This window comes from Paenibacillus sp. FSL E2-0201 (genome assembly GCF_037963325.1).
Taxonomy (GTDB): Bacteria; Bacillota; Bacilli; order Paenibacillales; family Paenibacillaceae; genus Paenibacillus_AQ.
The window spans coordinates 6,371,479-6,386,987 of record NZ_CP150154.1; the positions used below are offsets into that span (position 1 = coordinate 6,371,479).

The 15,509-nt window shown below is 45.6% G+C and carries 13 protein-coding genes; 2 read left to right on the forward strand and 11 right to left on the reverse strand.

The window, feature by feature from the left end:
* Window positions 1–62: 62 nt before the first annotated feature.
* From NSU15_RS28770 to NSU15_RS28815, 10 genes are all read right to left on the reverse strand, one after another.
* Window positions 63–533: a GNAT family N-acetyltransferase gene (locus tag NSU15_RS28770; protein ID WP_339288393.1), complete on the reverse strand. Its 471-nt coding sequence runs from the start codon at window positions 531–533 to the stop codon at window positions 63–65.
* A 41-nt stretch (window positions 534–574) separates the two neighbouring features.
* Complete coding sequence (fni, locus tag NSU15_RS28775) at window positions 575–1,606, reverse strand: type 2 isopentenyl-diphosphate Delta-isomerase (protein WP_339291503.1); 1,032 nt, start codon at window positions 1,604–1,606, stop codon at window positions 575–577.
* Between the two features lie 219 nt (window positions 1,607–1,825).
* Entirely contained in the window at window positions 1,826–3,301 is a 1,476-nt protein-coding gene (gene crtI / locus NSU15_RS28780) for a phytoene desaturase family protein (RefSeq protein WP_339288394.1), read from the reverse strand.
* Window positions 3,298–4,302, reverse strand: a complete 1,005-nt coding sequence (locus tag NSU15_RS28785; RefSeq protein WP_339288395.1) for a glycosyltransferase family 2 protein — start codon at window positions 4,300–4,302, stop codon at window positions 3,298–3,300. The genes crtI (NSU15_RS28780) and NSU15_RS28785 overlap by 4 nt, the downstream gene beginning before the upstream one ends.
* A 152-nt stretch (window positions 4,303–4,454) precedes the next feature.
* The gene (locus tag NSU15_RS28790; RefSeq protein WP_042131389.1) at window positions 4,455–5,192 is read right to left on the reverse strand and encodes a lysophospholipid acyltransferase family protein; all 738 of its coding nucleotides are present in this window, start codon (window positions 5,190–5,192) and stop codon (window positions 4,455–4,457) included.
* Window positions 5,161–5,937, reverse strand: coding sequence for a carotenoid biosynthesis protein (locus NSU15_RS28795; RefSeq protein ID WP_339288397.1), 777 nt, complete (start codon window positions 5,935–5,937; stop codon window positions 5,161–5,163). The genes NSU15_RS28790 and NSU15_RS28795 overlap by 32 nt, the downstream gene beginning before the upstream one ends.
* The gene (locus NSU15_RS28800; protein WP_042131391.1) at window positions 5,938–6,810 is read right to left on the reverse strand and encodes a phytoene/squalene synthase family protein; all 873 of its coding nucleotides are present in this window, start codon (window positions 6,808–6,810) and stop codon (window positions 5,938–5,940) included.
* Complete coding sequence (gene crtI, locus NSU15_RS28805; RefSeq protein WP_339288398.1) at window positions 6,803–8,266, reverse strand: phytoene desaturase family protein; 1,464 nt, start codon at window positions 8,264–8,266, stop codon at window positions 6,803–6,805. The genes NSU15_RS28800 and crtI (NSU15_RS28805) overlap by 8 nt, the downstream gene beginning before the upstream one ends.
* Window positions 8,263–9,807 (reverse strand): phytoene desaturase family protein, encoded by a 1,545-nt coding sequence (crtI, locus tag NSU15_RS28810; RefSeq protein ID WP_339288399.1) that lies wholly within the window; start codon window positions 9,805–9,807, stop codon window positions 8,263–8,265. Before crtI (NSU15_RS28810) ends, crtI (NSU15_RS28805) begins: the two co-directional genes overlap by 4 nt.
* A 197-nt stretch (window positions 9,808–10,004) precedes the next feature.
* Window positions 10,005–10,925, reverse strand: coding sequence for a MerR family transcriptional regulator (locus NSU15_RS28815; RefSeq protein WP_042131394.1), 921 nt, complete (start codon window positions 10,923–10,925; stop codon window positions 10,005–10,007).
* Window positions 10,926–11,150: 225 nt separating this feature from the next.
* Between NSU15_RS28815 and NSU15_RS28820 the strand changes: the two genes are divergently transcribed.
* Window positions 11,151–12,680 (forward strand): phospholipase D family protein, encoded by a 1,530-nt coding sequence (locus NSU15_RS28820; RefSeq protein ID WP_042131395.1) that lies wholly within the window; start codon window positions 11,151–11,153, stop codon window positions 12,678–12,680.
* A gap of 68 nt (window positions 12,681–12,748) precedes the next feature.
* On the opposite strand, the gene cls is transcribed toward NSU15_RS28820, so the two are convergent.
* Window positions 12,749–14,257, reverse strand: a complete 1,509-nt coding sequence (gene cls, locus NSU15_RS28825; RefSeq protein WP_076119018.1) for a cardiolipin synthase — start codon at window positions 14,255–14,257, stop codon at window positions 12,749–12,751.
* Window positions 14,258–14,484: 227 nt separating this feature from the next.
* Here cls and NSU15_RS28830 point away from each other — a divergent pair, with 227 nt between their 5' ends.
* Window positions 14,485–15,402 carry a TetR/AcrR family transcriptional regulator gene (locus NSU15_RS28830; RefSeq protein WP_076119016.1) on the forward strand — a complete coding sequence of 306 codons (918 nt, stop codon included), beginning with the start codon at window positions 14,485–14,487 and terminating at the stop codon, window positions 15,400–15,402.
* The last annotated feature ends 107 nt before the right edge of the window (window positions 15,403–15,509 follow it).

Consider the following 15,509-nt stretch of genomic DNA (forward strand, 5'->3'; position numbering starts at 1 on the left):
TTATTTACATCAAATTTTAGGGCAACAAAAAAAGACCTCCTTCGAGGTCTCCATGAATAACATTATAGATCTTTAGACATCGTAATGTCGGTTACGGTATATCCCATTTTTTTGTACAGCTCAAATGCACGATTGTTCTGACCGAAGACATGTAACCCGATTCTGGTGACATTCATCTCACGGGCTTCCTCATCAAGTGCGATCATAGCCTGCTTGCCATAACCTTTGCTCTGATACGGTTCAAAAATGTAGAAATCATAAATGAAAGCCTCTCGGCCACCGCGGCCTTCACTTACATTAAACCAGATATATCCAACCTGAGTATCACTACTTATCTCTACTATAGAATATAGATAAGCACCATCTGTGTTCAACCCTTTGGGCAGAGACTGTGAAATGGCTTCCTCAGATAGCTTCATCGCGATTTCAGGATCCCAAGCACCGGCTTTAATCTTATCTTCCGCATAGTCACGAGTAGCTTGACCTAAGAAAAATTGAAAAGCGGATTCATCCATATGGACCAGTTTAATCATTATCTTTTTCACTTCCTCACTTCTATATTTATTACATCCTTCTATTTACGTATTAAACGGGAAGTCCCACGTAAAGTTGCTAAATCGGGAGCACCGATACCGAACATCGCTATCTTAAGTTCCAGCTCCACTTGAGCTAGTGCAGCTTCGAGCGCCTCTTCAGAATCTACTGCCGGTCCTAACAGATTACGTCCAAAGCCTGCTAAATCAGCACCGAGGGCTAATGCCTTCGCAGCATCCACGCCATGCTTCAAGCCGCCGCTGCCAATCAAAGCCCCCTTTGGGGAGACAGCACGTACCTCTGCAATGCAATCTGCGGTTGGAGTACCCCAGTCCGCGAAGGCTTCAGCCGCTGCGCGCCGTATAGGATCTACACTGCGGAACTTCTCCACCTGACTCCAGGATGTTCCGCCTGCACCCGCCACATCAACAAAGGCTACCCCTGCATTATAAAGACGCCCTGCTGTATCACCGTCAATACCCCAGCCGACTTCTTTTACACCTACAGGAACCTCAAGTGTACGACATACTTTTTCTATCTGAGATAACAAGGACGCAAAACCAGTATTCCCTTCCGGTTGGAAGACCTCTTGAAGACCATTGAGATGCAATACAAGAAAATCCGCACCGGCAATATCCACAGCTCGGCGACATTCCTCCACTCCGAAGCCATAAGATAACTGTACCGCGCCAATATTAGCAATAACCGGAATATCAGGCGCTTTGTCACGTACATAAAAGGTTTCGGTTAGCTCAGAGCGCTCCACTGCTGCTCGGACAGAACCAACACCCAGCGCCCACCCTCGACGCTGCGCTGCCTCCGCCAGCCGAGCATTAATAGCTCCAGTTGCTTTACTGCCGCCTGTCATCGAGCTGATCAACAGCGGTGTTCGCAGCTCGCGTTCCAGGAACGTAGTCTGCAATGATATATCATCGAAATTCAGCTCTGGAAGAGCATTATGCCGAAATCGGTAATGTTCAAACCCCGTAGTCACACCGACGCCACCGACTTCTTCATTTAGACAAAGACGTACATGTTCTATTTTGCGTTCACCTGTCCTTGATGCAGGCATTAAAGACTTGTCTGAACCTTCTACAGTCGGTAGGTCATTGCCATGATCCGCGCCAGACTGCCTATTCGCATCATATGGTACGGCCTCTTCTGGCGTATGATTCATGCTCCGTTCCTCCTAATCCTAAACTGCATTTATTATAACATATCCCTTCAGTTGAATTTACAATATGAGGTTAGCGATTAAAATTCACATCTCTATTATTCTACAGATCAGCTTCTACGCATGATTAGCAATATGCTCACCGACTAACCTTCCCGATAACGAAACGATCGGTGTGCCACCGCCTGGGTGCGTGGTTCCCCCTACATACCAGAGACCCTTAACATCGCTTGAACGGTTGCTTGGTCTGAAGAAGGTCTGTTCTACCGAGTTCGAGGAAATCCCATAGATCGCACCCTTGTGCGCCAGTGTGTCCTCTGCGATATTTTGTGGTGTATAATGCTGGAGCACAGCTCCCTGATCCAAACCTGTAATTCCATGGCCCTCAAGCACCGAGAGTACTCTTTTACCATAGGAAGCAGTCTCTGTCCGCCAATCACAGGCCTCATTCATATAAGGTGCATTAGCCAAAATAAACAGATTACTGCCTCCCTCAGGAGCCATACCTGACTCTGAATATCCAGAATGGCACACATAAACAGCTGGCTGCTTGGCAGGGATTTTGCGTTCAAAAATATCTATGAATTCTGTCTCATACTGTTCAGGGAAAAATACGGTGTGATGTAATAAAGCTTCATATTTACGGGGAACGCCTGCAAGTGTTACATAACCCGATAAGGAGGGCTCATAAGCAGCAATTTTGCGATCACTCATGGAAGGACGGCTGTTCTCCTCGACAAGCATACGGTTAACACTGAGCACATCGCCTCCGGCAATGACCGTCTTTGCCGGATAGAAGCCATGTGTTGTATCCACACCTTTGGCTACTCCATTTACCACGGAAATATTCGTAACCTCAATCCCATTCATGATGCGAACGCCTAAGCCTTCTGCCAGTGCAGTAAGACCTTCGACCAGCTTGTAAGTTCCGCCCCGCACACCATAAACTCCTTCTACACTTTCCACATATCCAAGCATGGCGAAAATAGCTGGTGAACGAAACGGGGAAGATCCGACGTAGGTAGCATAACGACCTAACATTGCTAAGGTATGAGGATGGCTAAAGTATTTCAGCAGCAATGATTGCAGACTTAAAAAAGGCCTTACCCGAAGCAAATCCCGTAAGAGAGGAAGTGACATTTTATCTCGCCAAGACAATAGCAATTTATTTAGGAACTGCTTTTCACTGAGATGGTAGAGCACAGCAGCTTCAGCCATAAAATCATCATAACGAAGCGCATCACTTGAACTGTATTTAGCAATCTGAGCCTTCATAAACGCTTGGTCGCGCGAGAAATCCACTATAGTTCCATCAGCAAAAATATTGCGTGTACGTGGCTCCAGCTCATAAATTTCAACATAATCCTCCATGGAGGCACCAGCAAGCTCATAAAGTGAGCGGAATACATGAGGCATTGTTATCGTGCTCGGGCCTCTGTCAAAGGTATAGCCTTCAATCTGAATCCGCTGCAGCTTACCACCAGGGTTCTGTTGGCGTTCCAGCACCGTCACATCCCAGCCTTTTGAGGCTAAGGTTACAGCACAGGACAGTCCACCGAATCCCGCACCGATGATTACTGCCTTTGATTTCATAAGTAACGTCTTCCTTTCCATTCATAGCCTTGACCCGAACGACTGCCCCACCAAGAACTAATTGCAATGACTGCCAAGCAGAGGATACTTACAGAAATCAGCAAGCATAACCATACTGATTGTCTGGCAGACGCATCACTAATCCGCTTAATAGCAATGCCTAACAGACTAGCCGACAACGCCCATGATGCCTCAGCAGCCTGACCTGTCACACTGAAGAAAATAAACGCCGCTAAAGGAAATACATATAACAACGTATACAAACTTAACATTCCCAGTAGAATAACAGAGCGGCGACCCAATCCAGCATAAATATTTTTACGGTAGCCATTCCATACCTCGCTGGCATTATGATACATTCTCATTTCTGCATAGTCCGTAATATCGGCGAGTGTAACCTGATCTCCAGCCTTCTTGACTGCACGGGCTAAGGCCATATCATCTACGAGATCAGATCGAATCGCCGCATGTCCACCACAGCGTATATAACTATTCCTGTGAACTAGCATGAATCCTCCATGCGCTGCTACGAATCGTGGATCGCGGGATGTGCGGACAAGGAGTATTGGCAAATGACAAATGATCGTGAAGGTCATTAAAGGTACCACAAGCTTTTCTAGCCAAGTACCTGTTTGCTGATAAGCAAATCCCGTGATGAGACCCTCTTCTTGAGCATCAGCCATGGCAAGAGCGTTCTCCAAAGCTTCAGGCTTCAGCCGAATATCTGCATCAAGATACAGCAGCCACTCACCAGAGGCTGCCTTCATTAACTGATTGCAGGCATAAGACTTGCCTAACCAGCCAATTGGCAACTCTCTTCCGGCCATAACCTTAACACGCTCATCTCCTGTAGCTCTGGCAATCCTGCCTGTTTCGTCACTTGATCGATCATCCAGAACAATAATTTCCAAGTCCCAACCCGTAATTCTGCAGGCCAACACGGAAGCAAGGCAATCTCCTATATTGTCAGCCTCGTCACGGGCCGGTATCAGTACAGACACACATCGATTACATTCTTCCGTAGAAGAAATCTTACTCCCCTTAGTGATATGTTTCGACTTCGATATTCCAAGCTTCGGTAGCTGGGCTGTATTCCACAGTGCAAACAAATATTGAAGAAGGAGGCATCCAATAATGATCTGCAGAAAGACAATCATCCTCTACCCCGCAGTCGCACAACATCAAACCATTCATTAATAGATCTACCTTGCTTCATGAGTGGAGTAAAGGCCCCCTGAATATAACCCCCGTTATTAACCATCATCAAACGGTGATGATCCAATTGCTCTCTAAGCACGTCCTGCAGCTCCTTTGTGATACAGTTGCGATCCATAGCAGGCCACGGATGAGATATAGCATTGCCCGCCAACAACGTCGCCTCCGGTTTGGAATGCCGGAACAAGCCATGATAAAGCGTGACAGGTACAACAAGTGCTTCTGGACATAATCGAAGTACTAGCCCTACCCCTGCCTGCAACTTTAATGGACGGTGCTCCAGCGGCCGAATTTCCCCTTCTGGATATATCCATATATTCCCTCGTTTATGTAGTAACCTAGCCGTATAACGGAGCGAAGCACTGATATCACTGGTGTTATGCCGATTAATGGAATAGGCACCGAGCTTGCGAAAGAAAGCGTATTTCCGCAGCTGCTCTTCCTCCATCATGAAAAAGTGCTCTCCACTAGTCATGGTTCTGGCTGCGTGGTAAGCCAGTAATCCATCCCACCAAGAACTATGATTCATAATATATAGAATAGGTCTGTCTCCCGCAGATTTTGGCTGCAATTGTCCAGCGACCCCAACATAACGGAAATGTCTCTGAATCAAATAAAGCCGATTGTAATGATAGAACAGCTTATCAAACCCTTTGTGTTTGACGGCTTCCAACATAACGCAAGCTCCCTTCAGCAAGTAACGCCCCTAGCACAGCAATAACTCCACAGAGCAGTAAGCCTTCACGCAGACCAATGGTTCCAAATAAAACTAATATGGCTTGATATAAACGGGTCCCGTTACGAGCAGACAAACTAGTACTTTTAACATTAATTAGCGTTAGGGATAAGATCATCCCTACGATGAACCATCCGACGAAATTGCTCCAAGGCACACCATAGAATCCTCCACTGCTACCCCAATGCCAGAAGCCTCTAGCATGAGCAACGGGGTCCAATACGAGGTCCAGCAGTACAGTCCAAAACCCAATCTGAAGTGCTTTTGCCAGCCGTAATTGTAATCCCCTAAGTCCGAAATCGTAACTAATTAAAGTAGCATTGTATATCACGGCAATCCAAGCAAAGCCTAAGGTAATAGGCACCCCATATAGCAGCGGACCTAAAATATCAGAGTAATCATAAGTACCAAACAGCTTTCCAGAATGAACGCCAATCCACTCAACGGACATACCTAAGGTCCAGATAAGAATAGCCGAGACCCATATAGTAGGCTTGCACTTTCTTATGACTGACTGGTCAGACATTATTGGCTGCTTCAACCCCTTGTAAATTAAATCTGCAGCATAAGCAGCATAAAAAATAAGAAATAGACCATTCGAAAATTGTAAACTTTCAGGAATGCCAAGCCATATTAACAACAGTGCTCCAATAAAATACCATACCCAGAATAGTATTCGGATCATTTAGTACACCGCCGTTCTGCCCTTGCCTCCCAAACTTGGGGCATAACGCATAGCGGTACGATGGAACATCCGAAGCTTAGCCTCATCACTCACATAGGCACGCCTGCGAAATACATCGTAATTGCCTGCGGCTACATCATCGAGAATACCTGCATAAAAGGCGGCGGCCAATTCTACTGCCATCCCACTCTCCGGGGGATAAGTATCCACATTATTAAGCCCCTTCTCAAACCACAGCAGTGCCTCTCTTCTAAGATCCTGCAATACAGCTACAAAACACTCATTAACCACTCCGTCTTCCAGCTCTTGCTGGCTGTACCCGTTCTTTCTCATGATTTCCAAAGGTATATACCTTCTTCCACGCTCTAGATCTTCACCCACATCACGGATAATATTTACGATCTGCATACCAATACCAAGAGCGATCCCTGCTTCCTGCGCTTCATCGCCTCTGTCCTCTCTCAATACAGGGAGCAGCATCTCTCCTACGGTACCTGCTACGAGATAACAATAAGATAGAAGCTCTTCCAGCGTCTCATAATGAGTGAAGGAAAGATCGCTTACCTGACCTTCCATTTGTAGCAGAAACGGCTGTTTATCCAAATGAGGGAAATGATGTAGCAACCAACGTAGTGCAGGCCAGATGAAATGCCCCTCTGCTTGCTCTAAGTTTCGGAAATGATTTCGGAGCTCATGAATCGTATAAGGTGATTTCTCTGGCTCATCTACACTGTCGTCTATTAGGCGGCAAAAGGCATAGATTACATGTACCGCCTCTCGTCGCGGACTAGGCAAGCCATCAAATGCCCTGTAAAACGAAGAAGAACCCTTTCTGATCATTTCCTCACATTTCTGTAATACTTGTTCATTCATGTATGTTCATCTCCTTCATCAGTTCATGAACTGCCAATTTTGCGCCCTGCATAACAATAGGAACGCCGCCGCCAGGATGCACAGATGCACCAGCAGCATATAAACCTTCAATATTGTAGGGCTTAGACTGAGGTCGAAACACACCGGATTGTGACAGCACGGGTGCGATCCCAAAGCTTCCACCGCCGAACAAACCTTCCTTGGCAGCATCAGCCGGTGTACGAATTTTTCGCCAGACCGTATGAGCAGTAAGCCCAGGAAAACCGCGCTCTTCGGCGTCTGCCAGGACTTGTGAAGCCAAGGGCTCTGCAGCCGTATTCCAATCTATCTCTTCACCGGCAGGTACTGGGACGAGAAAATAAAGTACACTTTCTCCTTCAGGAGCCGCCGTATCATCGAGCATCACCGGATTGAACACATAATAGGAAGGTTTATCAGGGATGCTCTTGCGATCAAATAAATCACGCAAGCTCTTATTCAAGGAATCAGGAAGAAAAAACTGGTGTGTCAGCGACTCCTCCCATTGCTTGGAGACTCCTACATAGATGAGCAGACAACCTGATGAAGGCATGAAATCTTTACGGTACTCTCTCCCTTTAACTTCAGGTAAAATATTGGACAAGTGTGGAAAATCACCGTTATAGAGCACAGCATCGTAAGCTATCTCTTGTCCACGAACAACTACTCCGTGGCATCTGCCACCATCCACCAGCAGTGACTCTACTTCCGTACCTGTGTGCATGCACACTCCGCGTCTTTCTAGCTCTCGTGCAATGATTCGAGGCAGATCCCCATATCCTCCCTTAAGCATCCAGACTCCAAAGGCATGCTCTGCATAAGGAAGCATGGTATAAAGACCAGGGGTGCGGAAAGGTGCTCCACCAATGTATAGACTCTGAAGCGAGAAGGCATCCTTCAACTCATCACTACGAAAATAGTGCCCAACTGCGGCCCTAAGATTCTTATAGGCGCGTAAACGAACCATTAACCTCAAATTCTTTACGTTGAAGAAATCCCTGCGAGTCTTGAAGCCCCGTTCCAGAAAAGAAGCCTTCCCTAAGGGATACAGACCCGACATCTCTTTCATAAATCTAATGAATCCTTGCCCTTCACCGGGAAAACACCTCTCGATCTCAGCTGCCTGCGCCTCTATTCCATTCACTTTGGTCAAGGTACGTCCACTCTTAAAATGAACACGGTAGAGAGGATCGCACCGTAGCAACTCCAGACTCTCCGGTGGTAGGCCGCCCTCTTCCAGAATGCTCAGCAGCATCTCCGGTAGTAGTACAATTGTTGGTCCTTGATCGATCCGGTAACGGCCATTCTCTTCAAAAGCCACACGTCCACCAACCCGAGGTGCACGTTCATACATCGTAACCTCCTGCCCACGCTGGCTTAGCAGAAGTGCTGCTGTAAGACCGCCTATGCCGCTGCCCACAATAGCAACCCGACTCATAATGAAGCTCCCGTTCCGGCGAATCCTGTGGCTACGACCTTAGATCTAGCTGCACGGTCTTGCTCCTTCAGCAGAGCCACACTAATTTTCGCCGATTCAAATATCGTCGGAAGACCACTTCCGGGATGAGTTCCTCCGCCAACCAACCAAATTCCCTTCACCTCTTCAAAGGTGTTATGAGGCCGCATATACATCATCTGCCCGAGATTATGAGCCAAATTAAACGTTGCACCGTTATATACATCCAGCTTGTTCCGCCAATCCATTGGCGAGAAGAACAAACTCTCCTCTATTCTCTGAGGCAAATTCTCTAGACCTGGAATACGCTGCAGACGCTCCATCATATCTTGCTTGACCAGTTCACCCTCCTGCTCCCAATTAATATCAGCCGTCAGGTTGGGCACTGGCATCAGCACGTAAAGAGAAGATTTGCCTGCTGGGGCCAACGTGGGATCTAGCACCGAGGGATTATGAACGTATATCGAAGCGTCCGCGGAAAGCTTGCCAAGCCGTGTGAGCTCATCTACATTAAGCCGATAATCGTCAGCGAAATGAACGGAGTGATGAGCCAATTCAACAGCTCCGTCAACTCCCAAATAGAGCATGGCTGTAGAACAGGAGTACCGCTTACGCGATATTTTATCTGGTGAATAACGCTTTAGAATACCGGGCTCGAATAACTGTGTCATAGCTGAACCAAAATCAGCTCCCAGCACCACATAATCGGCCTCTACTTTCTCTCCATTCTCCAGCAATAAACCACACGCCTGCCCGTTCTGTACCAAGACTCGCTTTACTCCGCAAGAAGTATGTACGATTCCACTGTACTCCGAAATAATCTTTGCCATTGCCGTTAGCACACGGTTAATTCCACCAATGGGATGATACAGTCCATATCGGTGCTCCATAAAAGAAAGAATGGTAAAGGTACCCGGACATTCCCACGGCGACATCCCCAAATATTTAGCCTGAAATGCAAAAGCAAACCTCAGACGTTCATCATCAAAATATTTGGAAAGTCTGTTATATACAGTGTCGGTTGCATGCAGTTTGGGCAGTGCATGTAGGACATCCTTTTTGACATAGTCCCCTACAGATTGAAAAGGCCGTTGCAGCAGCGGAATTACCCGGTCCAGCTTATCTTGTTCCTCAGCCATGAATCGTTTATATCCACTACCGTTTCCGGGGAACAACTTCTCTATCTCTTCAGCGGTCCACTCTTGATCCGTAGAAGGGGTAAATACGGTCTCTCCAAAATGAAGCGAATAAAGCGGGTCAAGCTCTTTCAAATTCACATAATCTTTCAGGGATCGACCAGCGGAGGCAAATAACTCTTCCAGCAAATGCGGCATCATTAAAAATGTAGCTCCACGATCAAATCGGTAATCACCTAGACGAAGTTCACCTGAACGACCTCCAACAACCTCCTGCTTCTCATAAACTGCGACATCATAGCCGTCAGCAGCTAGGAGCATAGCAGCAGCAAGCCCTCCCGGACCTCCTCCAACCACCGCAACCCTAGCTGTGTTTCTTCTGCTCATACGTTCCCTCCTTCACAGCATTATATGTTAATTAAACATTATACAAAAATCATACAAACACTATACAAATATCATACAGTGTTTATACAGCTATGTAAATAACTCTGTAGGATCCCTCCTTTTTCAATAAAAAAAGAGCCTGCCATATCACCCGAAAGTGATAGTACAGACTCCTATTTATATATCTGTTTTCTTGATCAGAGGGATTTCTTGATCTTCATACTTGTAAACACATGATCAAACCACGCTTGCCAGTGTTCCGCAGGTTCTGTCATCACATAATCCGCTTTAGATAAAGAAGGGTCTCTTTCATAGCCCTTGCCACCCACGAGGAATTTAGCCCCTGGACATACCTTTCTTAGCCGCTCTATAAGCTCCTCACTAAAGGGTATCAAATCTTTATCCGTAATCGACAGACAAATCAAGCCTACCCGACTTTGTTGTTCCAACATCGAGATGATCCCTTCCTCAGGCGTGTTTGCTCCTAAGTAGATAACCTCCATTCCGTTTTTGCGCAAAAACAAGGCGAATAACAACAGCCCGACTTGATGATGCTCTCCTGCAGGGCAGAAAGCCAGCACTTTCGGCAAATGGGAGTAAACGGGGAATACGTGGAATATTTGATAGAACCGGTTGGAGATCATATGCGTGGTGTAATGTTCTTGCGCTACCGTTGCTATGCCAGCTTCCCAGGCATCGCCTACTTGTATCAAGATTGGCACAAGTACCTGATGGAACATTGCTTCATAACCATAAAGAGATAAACCAAAATCAATTAAGGCATTAGCTCGCTCTCCCTGAAAGTCATGTAGTGCATTGTATATTTGTTCTTTCATTTTCTCAAAAGCATCCTGAGTATTTCCGCTTGCGACTGAAAGTCTATCATCCAGTTGTTTTTCTTTACGAGCCTTCAGCATTCGAACAGCATGCGATATGCTTACCCCTTGTTGCTCGGTCTGTTCCTTCAGCCAGCGCAGATCCTCGACATTCTCATGGCTATACAGTCTGTACCCGGATTCGGTACGTTCAGGTGTAACCGCCTGGTACCGATTCTCCCAAGCTCTGAGCGTCACGGAAGGAATATCCAGCATTTCAACAACCTGTTTGATGGAATACATGATAGAACTCACTCACTTTCCCTAATGCAACTGCCCAAATTCGCAATCATAAACATTATACAAATCTTTCACACTCATTATACATAAGCCAATGTGTTATGTCATTAGACGTTATGATACGGAAACTGCTTCATTTCTCTCCACTAGGTGTTAATAGGTTGGTAACACACCGGAGCATAGCAATCCTAAGGAAGTGCTCTGCAATAATTTCAGGAGGAACTTCCGATGACATCAGATCGTGAACAACCCGTTCAGCCGCAAACGATTCAAAATATAACCCATGCTTTAGATCAAAAAAAACGCACCTCTTCACGACGCCGCAAACGAGTGATATGGACTTGCGTCATTCTAATTCTCTGGTTAATCGGCGTAATGATATATCAGACACATAAACCTCTTCCCGCAGGGATTTCCTATGAAAGTCCCATATACAAAGTGAATAATGTATCCTTCTGGCATGATCTAACTTATCCAGACGGGACGGACACAGGTAAGCAGGAGAGTGAAATTCTTCCGAGAATTCTACAGATCGTCGAGGAGTCAAGGGAGTTCTTAGTCATTGACCTGTTTCTGTTCAATGATTATACCCATAAGGATCAGTCATTTCCTCCAGTCAGTCGAATGCTGACTGATAAGTTAATCTCACAAAAGCAAACCTATCCAGAAATGGAGATTGTCTTCATCACCGATGAGGTCAATACTAACTACAACTCAGCGCCCAATCATCTTCTAGAAGAAATGAAGGCCGTAGGGATTCGAGTCATCATGACCGATGTTAATGCGCTGCGAGATTCTACACCTGCATATTCAGCCTTCTGGCGCACCTTCATCCAATGGTTCGGACAATCCGGTAAAGGCTTTATCCCTAATCTTATGGCCAGTGGTGGACCGGATATTACCGCTCGATCTTATCTGAAGTTGCTCAATGTAAAGGCGAACCATCGTAAAGTGATTGTTAGTGAGAACACCGCACTAATTTCCTCTGGAAATGTTCACGATGCCAGCGCCTACCACTCCAATTTTGCTCTGGAGGTACAGGGTCCAATTATTGCTGATATTCTCCAGACCGAGCAGGCAGCAGCCAATCTTTCAGATGCAGGGCCATTGCTACTTCATAAGCCCAATTTCACCCAAGAAAAAAACCTACCATCAGCGGAAGCTCTAGAAGTTCGCTATTTAACTGAAGGAAAGGTATACAAATATGCGCTGCAAGGCATTAGGTCCGCCCGGAAGGGGGATACCGTATGGATGGGGATGTTCTATCTTGCTGACGATGCCATTCTGGATGCGTTGGTAGAGGCTACATCACGCGGGGCTAAGGTAAACCTAATCCTGGATCCAAATCAGAACGCCTTCGGGCGTGATAAAATCGGGATCCCCAACCGTCCGGTTGCCATGGATCTGAACAAACGCACGAACGGTGAAATTTCTATTCGTTGGTACAATACAACCAAAGAGCAATATCATCCGAAGCTGCTCTTTATTGCCAAACAAACCGAGAGCTCCATCGTTCTTGGCGGTTCTACCAATTTCACCACACGCAATCTAGATGACTACAATCTGGAGAATGATCTGTGGATTTCTATGAAGCGGGATCAGCCGCTGTTCACAGAAATGGAAGCCTACTTCAATCGATTGTGGAATAACGAGGGGCATGCATTCACTTTGCCTTTTGAAGCCTATCAGAGCGATGTGACCTGGTTCAAGTACATCCTGTTCCGGCTGCAGACTAACCTGGGCTTTACTACCTTTTAAGCGAAAAAAATAAAAAAACCACCGTTGAGAAGGCAACACTCTCTGCGGTGGTTTAGCTTGTAATGAAGTTATAGCAGGGGGGACATTAATCTGGCGGCAGATTCCAGTATACGTACCACCATGCGTTTATTCATAAAGGTCTCATGCACAATCTGAGTGGTAGACAGTAAATCCCGTTCAAAATCAGCAACGATTCGTGTAACACTCTCTGTCTGAAGCAGTAATGCGTTAACCTCAAAGTTAAGATGGAAGCTCCGCATGTCCATGTTTGCCGTACCAATAGTCGCTATTTCACCATCCACGATTAAAAGCTTAGAGTGTATAAAGCCCTTCTCGTATTCATAAATCTTCACTCCAGCCTCCAGCAATGCCGGGAAATAGGAGTGCGAAGCCAGAAACGGAATCCATTTATCCGGCTTAGCAGGGAATAACAAGCGAACATCTAGACCGGATATGGCCGCTACACGGATCGCAGTTAGGATATCCTCGTCCGGAATGAAATAAGGGCTGGCAATCCATACTGATTTCTCAGCAGAAGTGATCATGGAGAAGAATATATTTTTGAGTGCACGGCGCTCATTGTCCGGTCCACTCGCAATAATCTGTACTGCTCCGTCCCCTGTCATGAAGTGTAGCTGTGGCGTGAGATAATCCTGCTCCAGTATTTTTTCACCCGTAGTATGCATCCAATCTTGCAAGAAAATGATTTGCATCGTCCGTACCGCTTCGCCTCTAATCAACATATGGGTGTCGCGCCAGAATCCATAAGTTTTGCTGCGGCTTAAGTATTCATCCCCCACATTGAGTCCACCCATGAACCCGACATCGCCATCGATGACGACAATTTTTCGGTGATTCCGGTAATTCACCCGGCTAGAGAAAAAGGAGGTGGAATTACCATATGAAGCCACCTGTACCCCAGCATCAACCATCTCTTTCAAAAAGGCTCTGGAAAGCTGAAAGCTACCTACTGCATCATACATGAATCGAACTGACACACCCGCGCGTGCCTTCGCGATCAAAATCTGTTGAATACGCGTTCCAATATGATCCGCACGGAAGATGTAATACTCCATATGTATATGGTGCTTAGCTTGTCGCAGCTCTAGCAGTAATGTCCCAAACGTCTCTTCACCATTGGTGAGTATACGCGTCTCTGAAGCAAAGGAAATCGGAGTGCGCGCTAAGGTCTTGGATAATAGCAGTAGTTTTTGGCGAGAGGGATCAAAGACCGACCAATCTTGATGCGTGCGTAAGGCGTCATTCTCGATCCGCTCATAGGCCATAAGATCTCGTTGTGCTTTTTTATCATATTTACGGCGTTTAAACACATTCTGTCCGAATAAAAAATAGAAGACTAGACCTAGCACCGGGATCAACGCAAGCAAAAGAATCCAAGACATTGTCGTAGAAGGATTACGGTTCTCCATAAAAATAGCCAAACTAATCGAAATGACGGTCAGTGTGGAGAAAATACTAATAATCGTTCCAGCAGTACTCCCAAAAATACCAAAACCAAAATAATAAAATGCTATGAAAGCCCCAATAATAATTATAGATTGAAGTCCTCTTCTCATATTGTACCTACCTTCTTATTCATACAAGCAACACCAAAATGACACATTTATATATTACATGAAGAACCTATATCTTCCTAGACAATTACTGTGTAAAAATCTATTTACAACAAAACTGTAACCCTTCTGATCTGAAATTTGTAATGACAGGATGGATCGAATATAATTATTTTGACCAATTAGTCAATTATAGAACTGAGTAGTCAGAAAGGAGGTTATCCCCCCCAATGAGCGATAAAACTGTGGACAAACAAGAGCAGATAATTAAGATCGCCATGCAGTTATTCGCTGTGAAAGGCTCCTCATCCACGTCCATGCAAGAGATCGCCGAATTATGCGGAATTTCGAAGGGAAGCTTGTATCTAGTATTCAAATCAAAAGAAGAACTGGAACGAAGTATTTTTCTCTACTGTTACCGAATGATTCGTGATCCCTTATTGCGTGAAGAACAAGAAACCCAAAGAACACCGCGTGAGAAGCTTAGGAATCAAATAGAAATTCTACTGAGCCATGTATACGAATTACGGGAGTTCTTACAGCGTCAAATTCAGGAAGTTGCCGGAAAAGGATTTGATACTGATGTGCCGGAATGGCTACGTAGAAACAATGCCTCCTTCTTGCGCTGGTTTCAGGTGAAAATGGAGACCCTTTATGGAAAAGACATCGTTCCCTATACCGGAGATTTATGTATTGTAGGTCATGGACTAATCAAGTCATATATTGCGGTTATTTTTCGTCAGGATACCCATTTGTCCCTTGCCGTTATGGCTGATCATCTAATGAATCTACTAGATATTATTGTAGCTGGTCTTCTTACAAGTAAGCAGGCGCCTCTCATCAACTCTACTATTCTAGCAAGCTGGATGGAGGAGAATGAGGAGAGTAAGCGCAAGAATCCACTTCAGATCATTAAGGACATGAAGACTGTGGTCAGTAAATTAGATAGTATAGAGCCCGAAGAGTCAGCCGATTTGCTGGAATCACTCAACATTCTAGAAGGCGAAGTTCTCTTACCGCACCCACGCAAAGCAATCATACAGGGGATGTTGTCCAACCTCCAATCCTGCTCAGAGCTCACTACACCATTGGAAGAATTGAGGAAGCTGGTTACCTCTTTTTCAAATCATTCATGCGTATTTCGTTAATTGCTCTATAAAGAGTTCGTGAGAGAGAAGAACATGGATAGCGAGTATTATAAATTTTCAAAATGGCGCCCTATTTCGTAAAGAAAAGGCCCGAGAGGAGCAGAAAC

What these genes read in the sequence shown, in the direction of transcription:
- fni (WP_339291503.1), bottom strand. Translation starts at nt 1,606, where the DNA reads ATGCCTGCATCAAGGACAGGTGAACGCAAAATAGAACATGTACGTCTT.
- crtI (WP_339288394.1), bottom strand. Translation starts at nt 3,301, where the DNA reads ATGAAATCAAAGGCAGTAATCATCGGTGCGGGATTCGGTGGACTGTCC.
- crtI (WP_339288399.1), bottom strand. Translation starts at nt 9,807, where the DNA reads ATGAGCAGAAGAAACACAGCTAGGGTTGCGGTGGTTGGAGGAGGTCCG.
- NSU15_RS28815 (WP_042131394.1), bottom strand. Translation starts at nt 10,925, where the DNA reads ATGTATTCCATCAAACAGGTTGTTGAAATGCTGGATATTCCTTCCGTG.
- crtI (WP_339288398.1), bottom strand. Translation starts at nt 8,266, where the DNA reads ATGAGTCGGGTTGCTATTGTGGGCAGCGGCATAGGCGGTCTTACAGCA.
- NSU15_RS28830 (WP_076119016.1), top strand. Translation starts at nt 14,485, where the DNA reads ATGAGCGATAAAACTGTGGACAAACAAGAGCAGATAATTAAGATCGCC.
- NSU15_RS28820 (WP_042131395.1), top strand. Translation starts at nt 11,151, where the DNA reads ATGACATCAGATCGTGAACAACCCGTTCAGCCGCAAACGATTCAAAAT.
- NSU15_RS28790 (WP_042131389.1), bottom strand. Translation starts at nt 5,192, where the DNA reads ATGTTGGAAGCCGTCAAACACAAAGGGTTTGATAAGCTGTTCTATCAT.
- NSU15_RS28800 (WP_042131391.1), bottom strand. Translation starts at nt 6,810, where the DNA reads ATGAATGAACAAGTATTACAGAAATGTGAGGAAATGATCAGAAAGGGT.
- NSU15_RS28795 (WP_339288397.1), bottom strand. Translation starts at nt 5,937, where the DNA reads ATGATCCGAATACTATTCTGGGTATGGTATTTTATTGGAGCACTGTTG.
- cls (WP_076119018.1), bottom strand. Translation starts at nt 14,257, where the DNA reads ATGAGAAGAGGACTTCAATCTATAATTATTATTGGGGCTTTCATAGCA.
- NSU15_RS28770 (WP_339288393.1), bottom strand. Translation starts at nt 533, where the DNA reads ATGATTAAACTGGTCCATATGGATGAATCCGCTTTTCAATTTTTCTTA.